This window comes from Streptomyces lavendulae subsp. lavendulae, assembly GCF_002803845.1.
GTDB lineage: Bacteria > Actinomycetota > Actinomycetes > Streptomycetales > Streptomycetaceae > Streptomyces > Streptomyces lavendulae.
In genome coordinates this window covers 7,611,680-7,627,227 of sequence record NZ_CP024985.1, presented here as the reverse complement: position 1 = coordinate 7,627,227, position 15,548 = coordinate 7,611,680, and the positions used below count along the sequence as shown (strand labels likewise).

Here is a 15,548-nt window from a genome sequence, read left to right as displayed (position 1 = left end):
GCGCATCGCGGTAAAGATGGCGTAGGCATCCCATCAGCGGGGTGTCAGGGTCCGGCTCCAGGGCCTCTGCCCGCCCTAACGTCGCTCCCATGGGACGACGTTTCACTCAGGCCGCGACCGGCGCACCCGGCACCGAAGCGGCGCCTTCGGAACCCTTCGTACACGACACCCACTGGGCCGCCGAGAGGCGCTCGGCGCTCGGAGTCGCGTTCCTCCTCCTCACGGCCCTGTTCGCCATGGACGCGGGCTTCGGAACCCTCGACGTGATTCGCGGCATCCTCTGGACCGGCCTGGCCTGCCTTCTCTTCGTCATCCTGCACCCGCCTCGGGTCTCCGTGGGTCCCGGTCTGCTGACCGCCCGCGGACTGCTGCTGGCGGACACCGTGCGTACCGACTCGCTCGTCTCGGTCCGCTGGTCGGACGGGGTGGCCCAGCGGCTGGTCCTCCGTGACGCGCGGGGAGGCCGGGTGGAGATCGACCCGGCCGTCCTGGTCCGCAATCCGGCGATGTGGCGCCGCCTGGACACGGACACCCGTACGTCGGTCCGGCGCGGCACCCTGCTGCGCGGGGCGACCGCCCTGCGGCAGCTGGCGGAGCGCATCGACCGCGAGACGGCCCTCACGGTCTTCAGGGTCTCGGGTCTGCGGTGACCCGCTCCCGCCGGGGCGGCCGGGAGGCTCACCGGCCCAGGAAGCGGCGCAGCCTCGCCAGCGGCCAGGTGTTGATGACGTCGTCCGTCGTCAGCCAGCCGCGCTGCGCCGTCGCCACCCCGTAGCGCATGTACGCCAGATGTGTCGTGGCGTGCGCGTCCGAGTTCACCGCGAACTTCACGCCGTGCCGTTTCGCGCGCAGGACGTCCTCGTCGCACAGATCGAGCCGCTCGGGATGCGCGTTGATCTCCAGCGCCGTGCCGGTGCGCGCACAGGCCTCGAACACCGCGTCGAGATCGGCGTCGATGGGCGGGCGTCTGCCGATCAGGCGGGTCGTGGGGTGGCCGATGACGGAGACGTGCGGGTTCTCGCAGGCGCGTATGAGGCGGCCGGTGAGCTCCCGTCTGTTCTGGTTGAAGTGGGAGTGGACCGAGGCCACGCAGAGGTCGAACTCCGCGAGGAACTCGTCGGGCCAGTCGAGGTCGCCGTCCGGGCCTATGTTGAGTTCCGTGCCGTGCAGCAGGCGCATCGTGTGGTGCCCGCCGTCCAGTTCGCGCAGCCGCTCGCGCTGGGCGAGGATCTTCTCGCTGGTCATGCGCTGCATGGACAGGTTCGGGGCGTGGTCGGTGACCGCGTAGTACGCGTAGCCGCGGGCGGCAGCGGCGGCGGTCATGTCCTCCAGCGGGGCCAGCCCGTCCGTGAGGTCGGTGTGGGTGTGGAGGTCGCCGCGGATGTCCCGCTCCGTCACGAGGTCGGGGAGTTCGCCGCGCAGCCCCGCCGCGATCTCGCCGCGGTCCTCGCGCAGCGTCGGCGGGATCCAGGGCAGTCCGAGCCTCGTGTAGATCGCCTCCTCGGTCCCGGAGGCGATGCTCCGGCCGCTCTCGGCGTCGAAGAGCCCGTACTCGGAGAGCTTGAGTCCTTGGCGTACCGCGAGTGCACGGGTGCGGATGTTGTGGGCCTTGGAGCCGGTGAAGTACTGCAGGCCCGCTCCCCAGGAGGCCGGCGGGAGGACCCGTAGATCCACCTGGAGTCCCGTGGCGGTCCGTACGGAGGTCTTCTTCTCCCCGCGTGCGATGACCTCGGCCGTGCCGGGAAGGGCGACGAGAGCCTCCATGAACGGGGCCGGCCGGTGGGCGGCCACCAGGATGTCGACATCGCCGATGGTCTCCTTCATCCGGCGCAGGGACCCCGCGTACGTGCACCGGACACAGCCGGGGATGGCCGACATCTCGGCGACGAGCTGCTCGGCGACGTCCATGGCCGCGCTGACGAGGATCCGGCCCTCGCCGGCCTTCCGGAGTACGGAGATGCCGTGCAGAATGCTTTGCTCGGTCCGCTCGCCGAAGCCCTTCAGATCACGCAGCCGTTCCTGGCGGATGGCGTCCTGCAGCTGGTCGACGGAGGTGATGCCCAGTTCCTCGTAGAGGACCATGGCCTTGCGGGGGCCCAGTCCCGGAACGGCGATCAGCTCGCGCACTCCGGCCGGAACGGACGCCCTGGCTTCGTCGACCACGGACATGCGGCCGGTCCGCAAGTACTCCAGGACCTTGTCGGCGACCGACCTGCCGACGTGGGGGATGTCGCGCAGGCCCTGGGCATCGAGTGCCGAGACGTCGTCCGGGTAGCCTCCGACGGCGCGGGCGGCCTTCTCGTAGGCGCGCGCCTTGAACGCGTCCCCTCCCCGGAGGGCGATGAGGTCGGCGTACTCCTGGAGCATCGCCTCGACCTGGTCGTTGGCTCGGACCATGCTTCCAGGGTGCCCCCGCGGGCCGGGACGGGCCAGGCCCGGAGTGTCCGCACGGCGGGAAGGAAGTTGCAGCACAATCGAGAGTGAGGAGCGCGGCGTACGCGCTCCGGCTGGAGGGCGGTCGGATGCCTGGGAGCCTGTCTCGTTCGCGCTACGTCCCGGACAAGGGACTCACCACCCGCATGGTGACGACCATGTTCCTCATCGGGCTGCTCTACGTCGTGTTCGTGGGCGCCCTGCTGGTCCTTCTCCGGGGCTCGTGGCCCACCGTTCTGGTGATCGCGGGCGGTCTGTTCGTCGCCCAGTTCTGGTTCAGCGACCGGATCGCGGCCTCCAGCATGGGTGCCCGCGAGGTCACCCCCGAGCAGGCGCCCGAGCTGCACGGTGCCGTGGACCGTATCTGCGCCCTCGCCGACATGCCCAAGCCGCGGGTGGCGATCGCCGACATCGACGTGCCGAACGCCTTCGCCGTCGGCCGCAGCGAGCGCACGGCACTGGTCTGCGTCACCACGGGGCTGCTGCGCCGCCTGGAGCCGCAGGAGCTGGAGGGTGTCCTCGCGCACGAGCTGTCGCACGTAGCCCACCGCGACGTCGCGGTGATGACCGTCGCGTCGTTCCTCGGTGTCCTCGCGGGCATCATGACCCGCATCGCGGTCTACAGCGGACTCGGGCGCAACAGCCGCGATGGCAACGCCGCCATCGTGGCGCTCTTGATTCCCCTGGTCAGCGCCATCGTCTACATGATCAGTTTTCTGTTGACGCGGCTGTTGTCCCGCTACCGCGAGCTGTCCGCCGACCGCGCGGCCGCGCTGCTGACCGGCCGGCCGTCGGCGCTCGCCTCCGCGCTCACCAAGGTGACCGGTGAGATGGCGAGGATCCCGAGCCGGGACCTGCGCACGGCGGAGCCGTTCAACGCGTTCTGGTTCGCGCCCGCGTTCTCGTCGAGGGAGAGCCTGGGCAGGCTGCTCTCCTCCCACCCCACGCTGGAGGAGCGGCTGGACCGGCTGGGCACGATCGCGGCGCAGCTCGGCCGTCCCTGAGCGGCCTGGCGCGTCACCGTGAACGGAGGTTTCTGCCGTGGGACTCCTCGACACCATCCTCGGCCGCAGCAAGCCGGTGCTTCCCGACCTCGACCGGCTCTTCGGCCTGCCCTCCGCCGCGATCACCCTTCAGGCGGGTGCCGGGTTCGCTCCCACCGGCGTCGGCTCGGTGTGCTTCGCCAGCGTCGAGGGCGGTGCCTTCGCCCGGCTCCAGGAGGACGTGCGGGAGCTGCTCGACGCCGATACCGGCAGCGGGGGCCGACCGGTCGAATTCAGCCAGGACGCGTACGGCTACACCTGGCTCCTCGCCCGGCGCCCTGCCGACGACACCGCCTCCTTGGTCAACGACCTGCACGCCGTCAACGCCCTCCTCCAGGACGCCGGCTTCGGTCCGCAGCTGCTCTGTTCCCTGATGGGTTTCCACGAGGCGACGGCGGGGCGTGCTCTGGCCCTGGTCTACCTGTACAAGCGCGGCACCTTCTACCCGTTCGCGCCCCTGCCCGGACAGACCGGGAAACGCGACAACGCCACGGAACTGCAGATCAGGGCGCTGCTCGCGGACGACCTGCCGATAGAGGCGGACCTCGGCCGCTGGTTCCCGGTGTGGGGAGCTCCCGGTCTCGGCTGAGCCCGAGGCGCTCCGGTGGCGCGGGAAGGGACCACCATGATGTTCACCGATCGCACGGACGCGGGCCGGCAGCTCGCCGGAGCACTCCGTCACCTGGCGAGGGAGGATCCCGTCGTCCTGGGACTGCCCCGGGGCGGAGTCCCGGTGGCCTTCCAGGTGGCGCGGGCCCTGGGTGCCCCGCTCGACGTGATCGTCGTGCGCAAGCTCGGGGTCCCCTCCCACCGTGAACTGGGGTTCGGCGCCATCGGCGAGGGCGGCGTGCGGGTCATCAGCGAGGACATCGTCCGTATCGGCCGGGTCAGCCGGGAGGATCTCGCGGCGGTCGAGCGCGCCGAGACGGCAGCGCTGGCCGTTCAGGCGCGGCGGTTCCGCGGTGACCGGCCGCGCGTACCGCTCGACGGACGGTCGGTGATCGTGGTGGACGACGGGATCGCGACCGGCGCCACGGCCGCGGCCGCATGCGAGGTCGTACGGGCGCAGGGTGCGGCCCGCGTGGTGCTGGCCGTCCCGGTGGCGCCGCCGGACGCCGTTGCCCGTCTGCGCGGCCCGGCCGACGAAGTGGTCTGCCTGTCCGCACCGCGCGCCTTCCGCGCCGTCGGCGAGTGGTACCGGGACTTCACCCAGACCCCCGACGAAGAGGTCCTCGCCCTGCTCGCACGGGCCGCCGACCGCGCCGCCCGGGCCTGCGAGGTGGTGGTGGACGCGGGCGGCGTCGGGCTGGCCGGAGACCTCACACTGCCGGAGGGCTCGGGTGCGGTCGTCATGTTCGCCCACGGCTCCGGCAGCAGCCGCCTCAGCCCGCGCAACCGGTCGGTGGCGGCGGCCCTGAACCTGGCGGGCCTGGGCACCCTGCTGTTCGACCTGCTCACACCGGCGGAGGAAACCGAGCGCGCGAACGTCTTCGACATCGAAACCCTCGGCCGGAGGCTGGCGGACGCCACCCGCTGGCTGCGGCACCTCCGGTCCGTCCCGATCGGCTATTTCGGGGCGAGCACCGGCGCCGCGGCGGCGTTGTGGGCGGCCGGTTCCGCCGACGCGGACATCGGCGCCCTGGTCTCCCGCGGCGGCCGCCCCGACCTCGCCGGGCCACGGCTCGCCGACGTGCGGGCCCCCACGCTCCTCATCGTCGGCGCCCTCGACACGACGGTGCTCGGCCTCAACCAGCAGGCCCGGCGGGAACTGCGCTGCGAGAACCGCCTGGACATCGTCCCCGGCGCCACGCACCTCTTCGAGGAACCGGGAACACTGGACGAAGCGGCCGCCCTTGCCCGGGACTGGTTCACGCGGCACCTGCTGCCACCGGCCCGGTAGCGCTTCCGGATGCCGGTCGGCGCCAGGATCGACGTCGACGCCGGGCACGTGCGGGACAGCCGGGAGAGGCTCGGAAGAGACAAATCGAGACGGCCGGGTTCCTGGCTCCGGGCGGAGCGTGCATGCGGCCGTGACCAGCCGACATTCCGGCCGGCTCGGAAGCCGGCGGGCCCGGGCCCGCCGGCCGCGGACGCGGAGTGGCTCAGACGCGTCGTGTCCGGCCGCGTCCGGCTGCGCTAGCGTCGCCCTCCCGAACACCGATGGGGAGGTTTCGTGCGCGCTCTCGTGTATCTGGGTCCCGGCTCCGCCGAACTGCAGGACCGGCCCGCCGCCCGACTCGTGAACGGTGACGACGTCGTGGTCGAGGTCACCGGTACGGGGGTCTGCGGGACGGACCGCAAGATCCTGCTCGGGCGGTTCCCGGCCCGGCCGGGCGTGGTGCTCGGGCACGAGTCGGTGGGTGTGGTGCGGGAGACCGGGCCGCAGGTGCGGTCGGTCGGGGTCGGGGACCGGGTGGTGGTCAACCCCACGCTGTACTGCGGGTGGTGCGTTCCGTGCCGTCGGGGTGCGACCAACTTCTGCCGTCACAAGGCCGGGACGGAGGTCGGCGTCGACCGGGACGGTACGTACGCGGAGGCCGTGACCCTGCCGGAGCGTTTCGTCGAACGGATCCCCGCCGGGCTGCCCTTCCGCAGCGCGGTCCTGATCGAGCCGCTCGCCTGCGTCCTGAACAACGTCGAGTCCGCCTCCGTCACCTTCGACGACACCGTGGTGGTGCTGGGCGCGGGCCCGATCGGGATGCTGACCGCACTCGTCGCCGCCCGCCGGGCGCGCCGGGTCACCGTCGCCGAACCGGACGGCTACCGGCTGGAGCAGGCCCGCGAACAGTTCACGCACGTGGTGGACGTGGCCGGTACGGACCCGGCCGAAGCCGTGGTGAAGGCCTCGGGCGGCGAGCGGCCCTCCGTCGTCTTCGACACCACCGGCACCGGCCTCGACGCGGCGCTACGGCTGGTCGACGACGGCGGCCGCGTCGTGGTCATGGGCTTCGACGACACCTACACCGTGCCGCTGCACCCGCTCCGGCTCACCAACCGGGGGATCCGGCTGATCGGCGCCGGGGACTACCGGGCCGACATCTTCCCGGTCGCCGTGGACCTGGCCGCCGAGCTGGGCGGCCCGCGACGACCCGGTGCCGGCGCCGGGACCGTACCGGTCCTGGAGCGGCTGGTGACGCACGAGTTCCCGCTCGGCCGTCACGCGGAGGCCTTCGCCGCGCTCGGCGGTCTCACCCAGGACGACGGGTACGACGGCACCGGACGGCCACCGGGCTACGCCGCGCTCAAGGTCGTCATCCGCTCGCACCCCGGCCCGGTCGGCGCCGACGGCTGGCCGGTGGACGCGTGAACGCGCCGCGGCTCGGGGCGATCGAGTCCGGCGGGACCAAGTTCGTCTGCCTGGTCGGCTCGGCCCCCGACCGGATCGAGGCCGAGATCCGGTTCCCGACCGGCGCACCGGGTCCCACCCTGGCCCGGGCCATCGCCTTCTTCCAGGAGACCGCCGCCGCGACCGGCCCGCTGGACGCGATCGGCATCGCCTCCTTCGGGCCCCTCGAACTGCGCCCGGACCACGCCAGTTTCGGCCACCTCGCCGCCACCCCCAAACCCGGCTGGTCCGGGGTGGACGTAGCCGGTCCGGTAGCCGCCGCGCTCGGCGTGCCGGTGGGCATCGACACCGACGTCAACGGCGCGGCCCTCGGCGAAGGCCGCTGGGGCGCGGCGCGCGGCCTGGACACCTACGTCTACCTCACCGTCGGCACCGGCATCGGCGGCGGCGCGGTGATCGGCGGCAGGGTGGTCAGCGGCCTGGTCCACACCGAGATGGGCCACCTCGCGGTGCCCCGGATCGCGGGCGACGCCTTCCCCGGCTCCTGCCCCTTCCACGGCGACTGCTGGGAGGGGCTGGCGGGCGGCGAGGCGATGGGCGCCCGCTGGGGGACGCCGGCCGAAGAGCTGACCGGCGAAACCCTGCGCGAGGCGCTGCGGCTGGAGGCCGCCTACCTCGCCGCGGGGCTGCGCAACATCGTCTACACGACCGCGCCCCAGCGGATCGTGATCGGAGGCGGCGTCGCGGAGCTCCCCGGGCTGTTCCCGCTGCTCCGCGCCGAGCTGGCCACGGCGCTGGCCGGATACCCCGGGCTGCCCGAGCACGCGGCCGAGGAGTTCGTGGTCCCGGCCCTGCTCGGCCGCCTCGCCGGAGCGGCGGGCGGACTGGTCCTGGCGGCCGGGGCGGCCGCCGCCGCGCGGCAGCGGCCGTCGTCCGGCCCTGGACCATCGGGGGGAACGCAGGCATGAGGACGGTACCGGGCCGGGCAGGCTGGCCGTTGTGACGCGCCCCGATCCGGTGGGCCTCCTCGACCCCGCCACCCGCGCCTGGCTGACCCGGCACGCCCTGCCCGGCGCCCGGCTGCACGAGGTGGACCCGCTGCCCGGCGGGTTCACCAACGACATGGCCCTGCTCACGGCCCAGCCCGCCGACGCGCCGGGCGCGGAGCGCTACGTGCTGCGCCGCTACCGGCCCAGCGGCAGCCGGGTCCCGCGCAACACCTGTGCGGTGGAGGTCGCCGTCCTCGGCCGGGCGGCGGCCGGTACCGTCCCGGTGACCGCGGTGGTCGCGGCCGATCCGCACGGCCGGGTCACCGGGCGCCCCACCCTGCTCTACCGGTTCGTGGACGGAACCCCGCTCAGCCAGGTGCTCGCGGACGGCCCGGTGAGCGGCGAGGCGCGGGCCCTGGGCCGGGCCGTCGGCGCGGTGCTGGCACGGATCGGCCGGGTCCGGCTGCCCCGCCCGGGCACCTTCGGCGACTCTTCGCTGGTCCCGGCCCCGGACGGCGCGGCCCCGCTGGGCGACCTGCCCGGTTTCGTCGAACGCTGTCTGGCGACCTCGCCCGCGGACGGGCCGCTGAGCCGGACGGACGCGGCCGCACTGCGCGCCCTGGCCCGCCGGGGGCCCCGGGCACTCGCCGCCGTGGCGGGTGAACGCAGCCTGGTGCACTGTGACTTCAACCCGAAGAACGTCCTGGTCCAACGGCGTCACGGGCAGTGGGCGGTGGCCGCCGTGCTCGACTGGGAGCTCGCCTTCAGCGGCTCCCCGCTCTTCGACGTCGGGAACATGCTGCGCTTCGCCCACGAGTACCCGCCGGCCTTCACCGCGGGCTTCGTCGAGGGCTTCCGCGGCGGGAACGGCCGACTGCCGGTGGACTGGCTGCGGCTCAGCCGGACACTGGACCTCTTCGCGCTCGCCGACATCCTCACCGCGCCACCCGACCCGGCCTACTTCGCCCGCGCCCGCGCCGTGCTGCGCCGGTCCGCAGCCGACCGGAACTGAATACGGCCGGACGAGCGCGCGGCCGAGCACGCGGACGAGCGCCTGCCACCGATCGCTCCCTGTCCCATTCGCCCCGCGCGCCGCTCTATTCCCAGGAGACAACTGCTGTTCGCGCGGATCACGGAAGCCCCGGCAATAGGCGTCCAACAAATGGCGAAGAGGTGGCACGGGGCCTTCTTCTCAACATCGGGAATGCCGGTTAGGGTGCCTCGACGGAAGCGAAGATCCTTGACCAAGGGAGAATTCCGCCGTGGAGAACGGAAGTCCGGAAAATGTCCTGAAGACGCTCACGCCGACCGTTCGCTGCAACGGGACGCCGCCCACGCCCGCCCTGCGCGAAGGGCCGTACTACAAGCCCGACACCCCCTGCAGGACCAGCTTCCGGGGCGATGTGGCGGGAGGCGTTCCGATGCTGCTGCACGGCACCGTGCGCACCCCCGAGGGCAAGCCGATCGGCGGCACCCTGCTCGACTTCTGGCAGGTCGGAGACGCCGGGGTCTACGACGACGACGGTTTTCGGCTGCGCGGCCACCAGTTCGCCGACGCCGAGGGGCGGTGGCGTCTGGAGACGGTGCTGCCCGCCGTGTACCCGGGGCGGACGCGGCACGTGCACGTGAAGGTACAGCCTCCCGGCGGAGCCGTACTGACCACGATGCTGTATTTCCCCGGGGAACGCCGAAACCACCTCGACAAGTATTTCCGGCCAGAATGTCTGATGGATGTGCGGGAGACGCCCGACGGCTGGGACGCCGCGTTCACCTTCGTCCTGGAGCTGTGAAATCAGGCCACAAAATCCCGCAGGGAACCCTCTAGTCCGATGCCCGGAGATTTCGATATCCGCCGTCCGCCGTGTCCGCGGGACGGAAGTCGACAGGAGAAACATGGCCGATCTCATGCGCGCCCGATGCGATGCGCAGAGCGACGTCCGCGCCGATGCCCTGAGCTACGCGCAGAACCACCTGTACTACCCGGTCAGCGCATACGAGATGGACCACGGCGAAGGCGTCCACCTGTACGACACCGACGGCAACGAGTACCTGGACTGCGCGTCCGGCACCTTCAACCTGAGCCTCGGCTACGGGCACCCCGAAGTGGTCAAGGCCATGCGCGACCAGGTCGAGCGGCTGGTGCACACCACCTCCGCCTTCCAGACCGCCCCCGTCAACGAGCTGGTCCGGCGGCTGGTCGAGGTCACCCCGCCGAACCTGACCAAGGTGCACCTCAAGGTGTCGGGCGGCTCCACCGCCAACGAGGGCGCGGTCAAGATGGCGCAGCTCGCCACGGGCCGCCGCGACGTCATCACCCTGTTCCGCAGCCACCACGGCCAGACCATGATGACGACGACCATGTCGGGCGAGTCCTTCCGCAAGGCCCCGTTCCCGCACCTGATGCCCGGCGTGCTCCAGGTCCCCGACCCCTACTGCCTGCGGTGCTTCTACCGCCAGGCGGGCCCCGACAGCTGCGGCATGCTCTGCGTCGAGCGCATCAACGACTTCCTCGACCACGCCAGTTCCGGCAGCGTCGCCTGCGTGGTCGTCGAACCGGTCTCCGGCAGCGGCGGCAACATCGTGCCCCCCGACGGCTACCTGCCCGCGCTCCGCGCCCTGTGCGACGAACGGGGCATCGCTCTCGTCTTCGACGAGATCCAGACCGGCATCGGCCGGGTCGGCCGGATGTTCGCCGCCGAGCACTACGGGGTCCGGCCCGACATCCTGACCACCGCGAAGGGACTCGGCGGCTCCGGCGCCCAGATCGCGGCCATCGTCGCCGACGAGCGGATGTCCGGGCTCAGCAGCGACCACCACTCCTTCACCTACGGCGGCAACGTACTCGCCGCCGCCGCCGCGGCCACCACCCTCGACGTGATAGGCCGCCCCGGCTTCCTGGAGAACGTCCGGGAGGTCGGCGCCCACATCATGGAACGGCTGCGCGCACTGGCCGCCGCGCACCCCGCCGTCGTGGACGTACGGGGCCTCGGCCTGATGATCGGGATCGAGATCGGCGACGACGCGGGCCGCCCGCACAGCGAACGCGCCCAGGCCCTCGCCCGGCGCGGCATGGACCACGGCCTGATCCTGCGCACCTCACGTTACGGACGGGGGAACGTGATCAAGATCCGCCCGCCGCTGATCCTCACCCGCGCCGAGGCCGATCTGCTCTGCGACCGGCTCGAAGCCCTGTTCGCCGCGGAGGCCGCCGTATGACGGGCACCGCACACGGCCGCCCGCCGGGGGCCGCGGCCTGGCGGCGGTACGCGACCGGTCTCGCCGGTGCCGTCCGCGAGGCCGTGCTGGCCGCCCGGCACCGGGCCGGCAGTCGCCTCGTCCGGGGCCATTCGCCGGGCGGGGACGCCCAGTTCGGCCTCGACGAGGTCGCGGAGGCCGCCGTCTGGAAGTACGTCGTCGGTCACGACCTGCCCGTCGCCGTCTACTCCGAGGACCGCGGCCTGCAGTACCACGGCACGGACCCCTCCCACCTGCTGGTCGTCGACCCCATCGACGGCACCCGGCCCGCCGTCGCCGGCCTGGAGTCGGCCACCGTCTCGGTCGCCGTCGCCCGTATGTCACAGCGCCCGCGCATCGCCGACGTCGAGCACGCGCTGCTCATGGAACTGCGCACGGGCGCCTACCTCTACGGGGACCTGGCGACGCCCGGCATCACGGCGCACGGCTACGACCACCCCGTCCCGGCACTGACCCGCACCACCGACCCCGCGCGGATGTTCTGGTCCCTGGAGTTCAACGGCCACCCGGCCCGCCTGATGACCGAGGCCTACGGCCACCTCGTCGACCGCTCGGCCAACACCGGCGGGGTCTTCGTCTTCAACAGCGCCACCTGGTCCATCTCCCGGCTGCTCACCGGCCAGCTCGACGCGTACGTGGACATCGGCAACCGGCTGCTGCGCGACGATCCGGCGCTGCTGCCCGAGTTCGAGCGCGTCGGCAACGGCCGGGTCCTGCACCTGTTCCCGTACGACATCGCGGCGGCCGTCTTCCTCGCCGAGCGGGCCGGAGCGGTCATCACCGACGGCTACGGACAGCCCCTCGGCGAGACCGTACTGACCGACCTGAGCATCGACAACCAGCGGTCCTGCGTGGCCGCGTCCACCCCCGAACTCCACCGGGCCCTGCTGTCGGCCGTCCGCTGGAAGGAGTGACGCACATGCATCCCCGGAACACCCCGCCCGCCGCGGCGGCCGGCACCGCCACGGCGGACGACACCGAGTTCAGGGTCCTGCTCGACCGGCTCTCCGACAAGGCCACCGCGGACTACTACAACCCGTTCACCACCTTCGACTGGCCGCCCGCCATCCCCACCGACGGGCTCTGGATGTCCCCCGAACTGCTCTCCGTCCACGGGACCGAGCTGTTCGACGAACTGAGCCCGGCCCAGCTCCGGGCACTGGGCCGGTGGGAGAGCGTCAACTTCTACAGCCTCAACGTGCACGGAATCCGCGAACTGCTCATCGAGGTCACCCGGCGCGTCCACACACCCGGCTTCGAGCTCCCCTCCGAGTTCTTCCACCACTTCATCGGCGAGGAGAACGACCACATGTGGTTCTTCGCCACCTTCTGCCTCAAGTACGCCGACAAGATCTACCCCGACAAGTCGGTCAGACTTCCGGAGGCCCCGCGCGACCCGGACGTCGAGAACTTCCTCGTGTTCGCCCGGATCCTGATCTTCGAGCAGATCGTCGACCACTACAACGTCCAGCTGGCAGCCGACCGCCGCCTGCACGCGACCATCCGGCACATCAACCGGCTGCACCACCAGGACGAGTCCCGGCACATCGCCTTCGGCTGCCGCCTGGTGCAACTGCTGTGGCAGCGGCTCCTCGACGGCGGCCTGGACGAGACGGCCCGGCTCGAACTGCGCAGCTATCTCGGCCGCTACATCACCACCAGCATGGAGTCCTTCTACAACCCGGCCGTCTACCGGGACGCGGGCCTCGCGAACGGATTCGCGCTGCGCGGACGGCTGCTCGCCCACCCGGCCCGGCAGGCGGCCCACGCCAAGGTCCTGCGCAAGACCACCGACTTCCTCCACCGGATCGGGGTGTTCGATGCCCGTCACTGACCCCACGGCGACCGGGACCACCTGGTCGGTCCGGGACGGACTGGCCACCTTCGACGAGCCCGCCGTCCTGCTGAGGAACGCACTCGACACGGTGTTCACCCGCTGGGCCACCGAGGCCGGGGCCCGCCAGCAGAGCTACCCGCCGCTGCTGCGGACCGAAGACCTGCGGTCCCTCGACTACTTCCGCAACTTCCCGCACCTGGGCAGCCCGGTCACCCGGATCCGCCCCGACCGGCTGGCCGGCCTCGCCGGGGCTCCGTCCGGGGCCGGCGCACTGCCCGCGGCCGAGCTGGCCGACGCCACCCACATGCTGCCCTCCGCGGCCTGCTACGGCTGCTTCCTGCACCTGACCGGCACCAGCGCCGACACCCCCGTACTGATCACCACCGCCGCGCAGTGCTTCCGCAACGAGGACCATCACGACGGGCTGCGCAGGCTCTGGGGGTTCACCATGCGGGAGATCGTGTGCGTCGGCTCCGCCGAGGCCGTACGGACCCACCTGGACCGGCACCGGGAGCGGATCCTCGCCTTCGGCACGGCCCTCGGCCTCACCCTGGACCGGCAGCCGGCCACCGACCCGTTCTTCGAGAAGGACGGCACCCGCTCCGTCATGCAGGTGCTCGCCCCGGTCAAGGAGGAGTACCTGCACACCGACGGCACCGCCGTCGCCTCCACCAACAACCACCGCAACTTCTTCGGCGAGCGGCGCGCCATCGGCCACGCGGGCCGGCCGGCGTTCACCGGCTGCGTCGCCTTCGGCCTGGAACGCTGGGTGCACGTCCTGGGCGACCTCTTCGAAGGCGACCTGGCCGCCGCGCACCGCGCGGTGCTGCGGGCAGGGGAACGCTCGTGACCCGGCTGGCCGCCCGGCTCGGGCTCGAACTGCCGCTGCTCCAGGCCGGAATGGGCGCCGTCGCCGGACCCGGACTGTGCGCCGAGGTGTCCCGGGCCGGAGCGGGCGGGACCCTCGCGCTGTACAGGGAAGCGCCCGGGCGGGCCGCCCGGCTGGTCCGGGAGGTGGCGGCCGCCACCGGCCGCCCGTTCGGGGTGAACGTGGTTCCCGAGGTCACCGGGCCGGCCGGCTGCCTGGACCAGCTCCGGGCCGTCCTGCCCGAACTGCCCCGGGGCTGCTTCGTGACCTCCTTCGGGCTGCCCGACACCGACGCGGCCCGGGCCGTGCGGGCAGCCGGACACCCGCTGGTGGTCCAGGTCGGCACCCCCGCGGACGCCGACACGGCCCTCGGCAGGGGCGCGGCGGTCCTGGTCCTCCAGGGCACCGAAGCCGGCGGCCACCTGCTCGGCCGACTGCCCGTGGACCTCCTGCTGGCCGCCGTCCGGGCCCGCCACCCGCAGGCGGTCCTGGCCGTCGCGGGCGGGATCGCCACCGGGAAGGACCTCGCGGAGGCCGTGGCGCGCGGCGCGGACGGGGCCATGGCCGGAACCCTGTTCGTCCCGGCCGCGGAATCCGCCGCGCACCCGAAGTTCAAACGCCGGGTGGTCGAGGCCGTGGCCGACGACACCCTCATCACCTCCCTCTTCGACATCGGCTGGCCGAACCGCCCGCACCGCGTCCTGCGCAACCCCCTCACCGGCACCTCGGAGCGCGCCCCGGCCACCTTCCTGGCCACCACCCGGGTGGACGGCCGGGCGTACCCGGTACCGCGCTACAGTGCGGCGGCTCCGAGCGAGGCCACCACCGGCCGCATCGAGGAGATGGCCATGTACTGCGGCCGGTCCTGCACCCGCGTCACCGCCCCGCACCCGGCCGCCGTCACCGTTGCCCGGGTCCGCCTGGAGTACGAGCGCGCGCACCGGCCCCCGAGGGGCTCCCGACAGCTGCACCGGATCCAGGAGAGGTGACGTGACCATGGACGACGCGATCAAGCCGGTCGTGGACTGGCTGCGCGAACACAACCCCACCGTCGAGGAGATACCGGAGGACCTCGACCTGATCGAGAACCGGCTGATCGACTCCCTCGGCTTCATGGAGTTCATCCTGATGCTGGAGGACCTGATCGGCCGGGAACTGCGGCTCGACCAGATCGACGTGAACCAGTTCCGCACCCTTCGGTCCCTCACGGATCACTTCCTGAAGGAGTGAACCGCCCATGGCACAGACCGCGCCGCCCCACGGAACCGGCCGGGTCGCCTCCCTGCACCTCGCCGCGCGCACCGGAGATCCCACCTTCCGCGTGGCACGGGCCCGCGCGGTGACCGGCCGCGGGCTGGCGGGGGACCGCAACTACTGGGCGGGCGAGGGACCCAGGCCCCGGCGCCGGGGCGCCGGCCGGGCGTCCGGGGTCTGCGACGTCACCCTCATCGAGGCCGAGGTGCTGGAGGCCCTGGCCCGCGAAGACGGCATCACGCTCACCCCCGCCGAATGCCGGCGCAACCTCGTCTGCCGCGGGATCCGGCTCAACCCGCTCGTGGACAGGGAGTTCCGGATCGGCACGGTGATCCTGCGCGGTCTCAAACTCAGCGAACCCTGCGCCCGCCTCGAACAACTGGTCCGCCCCGGCCTGATCCGCGGCCTGCTGCACCGCGGCGGCCTGCGGGCCGAGGTGGTCCGCGGCGGGACGATCCGCGTGGGCGACCCGATCCTCCCGCTGCCGCACGACGCGCGGCAGCTCGTACCCCCCGTTGCGTCCGACCTTCCCTGAGGGCGGCAAGGACACCCACCCCGACCTCTTCCGCATCCCTCGCCCGCG

At 72.5% G+C, this 15,548-nt stretch carries 16 protein-coding genes; 15 read left to right on the top strand and 1 reads right to left on the bottom strand.

The features are described 5' to 3' along the window. Positions 1–89: 89 nt before the first annotated feature. Positions 90–650 carry a hypothetical protein gene (locus SLAV_RS34175; protein WP_030235440.1) on the top strand — a complete coding sequence of 187 codons (561 nt, stop codon included), beginning with the start codon at positions 90–92 and terminating at the stop codon, positions 648–650. A gap of 28 nt (positions 651–678) precedes the next feature. Here the strand turns inward: SLAV_RS34175 and polX are convergent, their stop codons facing one another. After that, a complete protein-coding gene (gene polX, locus SLAV_RS34170) occupies positions 679–2,397 on the bottom strand; it encodes a DNA polymerase/3'-5' exonuclease PolX (protein ID WP_030235443.1) in 1,719 nt (572 codons plus the stop codon). Between the two features lie 125 nt (positions 2,398–2,522). Here polX and htpX point away from each other — a divergent pair, with 125 nt between their 5' ends. The 14 genes from htpX to SLAV_RS34100 all read left to right on the top strand — a co-directional run bounded on the left by htpX (position 2,523) and on the right by SLAV_RS34100 (position 15,500). Next, positions 2,523–3,437, top strand: a complete 915-nt coding sequence (gene htpX / locus SLAV_RS34165) for a zinc metalloprotease HtpX (RefSeq protein WP_030235445.1) — start codon at positions 2,523–2,525, stop codon at positions 3,435–3,437. Positions 3,438–3,474: 37 nt separating this feature from the next. Next, the gene (pspAB, locus tag SLAV_RS34160) at positions 3,475–4,065 is read left to right on the top strand and encodes a PspA-associated protein PspAB (RefSeq protein ID WP_030235447.1); all 591 of its coding nucleotides are present in this window, start codon (positions 3,475–3,477) and stop codon (positions 4,063–4,065) included. A 36-nt stretch (positions 4,066–4,101) separates the two neighbouring features. Then, positions 4,102–5,376, top strand: a complete 1,275-nt coding sequence (locus SLAV_RS34155; protein WP_030235449.1) for a phosphoribosyltransferase — start codon at positions 4,102–4,104, stop codon at positions 5,374–5,376. 273 nt (positions 5,377–5,649) lie between these two features. Continuing rightward, positions 5,650–6,783, top strand: a complete 1,134-nt coding sequence (locus SLAV_RS34150) for a zinc-dependent alcohol dehydrogenase (protein WP_078950501.1) — start codon at positions 5,650–5,652, stop codon at positions 6,781–6,783. Continuing rightward, a complete protein-coding gene (locus SLAV_RS34145; protein WP_051841223.1) occupies positions 6,780–7,730 on the top strand; it encodes an ROK family protein in 951 nt (316 codons plus the stop codon). Before SLAV_RS34150 ends, SLAV_RS34145 begins: the two co-directional genes overlap by 4 nt. Before the next feature lie 31 nt (positions 7,731–7,761). Further along, entirely contained in the window at positions 7,762–8,763 is a 1,002-nt protein-coding gene (locus tag SLAV_RS34140) for a phosphotransferase (RefSeq protein ID WP_030235455.1), read from the top strand. Positions 8,764–9,013: 250 nt separating this feature from the next. Next, positions 9,014–9,541, top strand: coding sequence for a dioxygenase family protein (locus tag SLAV_RS34135; protein ID WP_030235457.1), 528 nt, complete (start codon positions 9,014–9,016; stop codon positions 9,539–9,541). 103 nt (positions 9,542–9,644) lie between these two features. Beyond that, positions 9,645–10,967: an aspartate aminotransferase family protein gene (locus tag SLAV_RS34130; protein WP_234333768.1), complete on the top strand. Its 1,323-nt coding sequence runs from the start codon at positions 9,645–9,647 to the stop codon at positions 10,965–10,967. Then, entirely contained in the window at positions 10,964–11,920 is a 957-nt protein-coding gene (locus SLAV_RS34125) for an inositol monophosphatase family protein (RefSeq protein ID WP_051841224.1), read from the top strand. Before SLAV_RS34130 ends, SLAV_RS34125 begins: the two co-directional genes overlap by 4 nt. A 5-nt stretch (positions 11,921–11,925) precedes the next feature. Continuing rightward, positions 11,926–12,840, top strand: a complete 915-nt coding sequence (locus tag SLAV_RS34120; RefSeq protein ID WP_051841225.1) for a diiron oxygenase — start codon at positions 11,926–11,928, stop codon at positions 12,838–12,840. Further along, positions 12,827–13,693, top strand: a complete 867-nt coding sequence (locus SLAV_RS34115) for a class-II aminoacyl-tRNA synthetase family protein (RefSeq protein WP_051841226.1) — start codon at positions 12,827–12,829, stop codon at positions 13,691–13,693. Before SLAV_RS34120 ends, SLAV_RS34115 begins: the two co-directional genes overlap by 14 nt. After that, complete coding sequence (locus SLAV_RS34110) at positions 13,690–14,700, top strand: NAD(P)H-dependent flavin oxidoreductase (RefSeq protein WP_051841227.1); 1,011 nt, start codon at positions 13,690–13,692, stop codon at positions 14,698–14,700. Before SLAV_RS34115 ends, SLAV_RS34110 begins: the two co-directional genes overlap by 4 nt. Before the next feature lies 1 nt (position 14,701). Further along, positions 14,702–14,941 (top strand): acyl carrier protein, encoded by a 240-nt coding sequence (locus tag SLAV_RS34105; RefSeq protein ID WP_199922202.1) that lies wholly within the window; start codon positions 14,702–14,704, stop codon positions 14,939–14,941. 7 nt (positions 14,942–14,948) lie between these two features. Then, positions 14,949–15,500 (top strand): MOSC domain-containing protein, encoded by a 552-nt coding sequence (locus SLAV_RS34100; RefSeq protein ID WP_051841228.1) that lies wholly within the window; start codon positions 14,949–14,951, stop codon positions 15,498–15,500. Positions 15,501–15,548 lie beyond the last annotated feature (48 nt).

Coding starts and splice junctions, on each gene's coding strand:
- SLAV_RS34130 (WP_234333768.1), top strand. CDS start 9,645: ATGGCCGATCTCATGCGCGCCCGATGCGATGCGCAGAGCGACGTCCGC.
- SLAV_RS34125 (WP_051841224.1), top strand. CDS start 10,964: ATGACGGGCACCGCACACGGCCGCCCGCCGGGGGCCGCGGCCTGGCGG.
- SLAV_RS34175 (WP_030235440.1), top strand. CDS start 90: ATGGGACGACGTTTCACTCAGGCCGCGACCGGCGCACCCGGCACCGAA.
- SLAV_RS34155 (WP_030235449.1), top strand. CDS start 4,102: ATGATGTTCACCGATCGCACGGACGCGGGCCGGCAGCTCGCCGGAGCA.
- htpX (WP_030235445.1), top strand. CDS start 2,523: ATGCCTGGGAGCCTGTCTCGTTCGCGCTACGTCCCGGACAAGGGACTC.
- SLAV_RS34115 (WP_051841226.1), top strand. CDS start 12,827: ATGCCCGTCACTGACCCCACGGCGACCGGGACCACCTGGTCGGTCCGG.
- SLAV_RS34120 (WP_051841225.1), top strand. CDS start 11,926: ATGCATCCCCGGAACACCCCGCCCGCCGCGGCGGCCGGCACCGCCACG.
- polX (WP_030235443.1), bottom strand. CDS start 2,397: ATGGTCCGAGCCAACGACCAGGTCGAGGCGATGCTCCAGGAGTACGCC.
- SLAV_RS34100 (WP_051841228.1), top strand. CDS start 14,949: ATGGCACAGACCGCGCCGCCCCACGGAACCGGCCGGGTCGCCTCCCTG.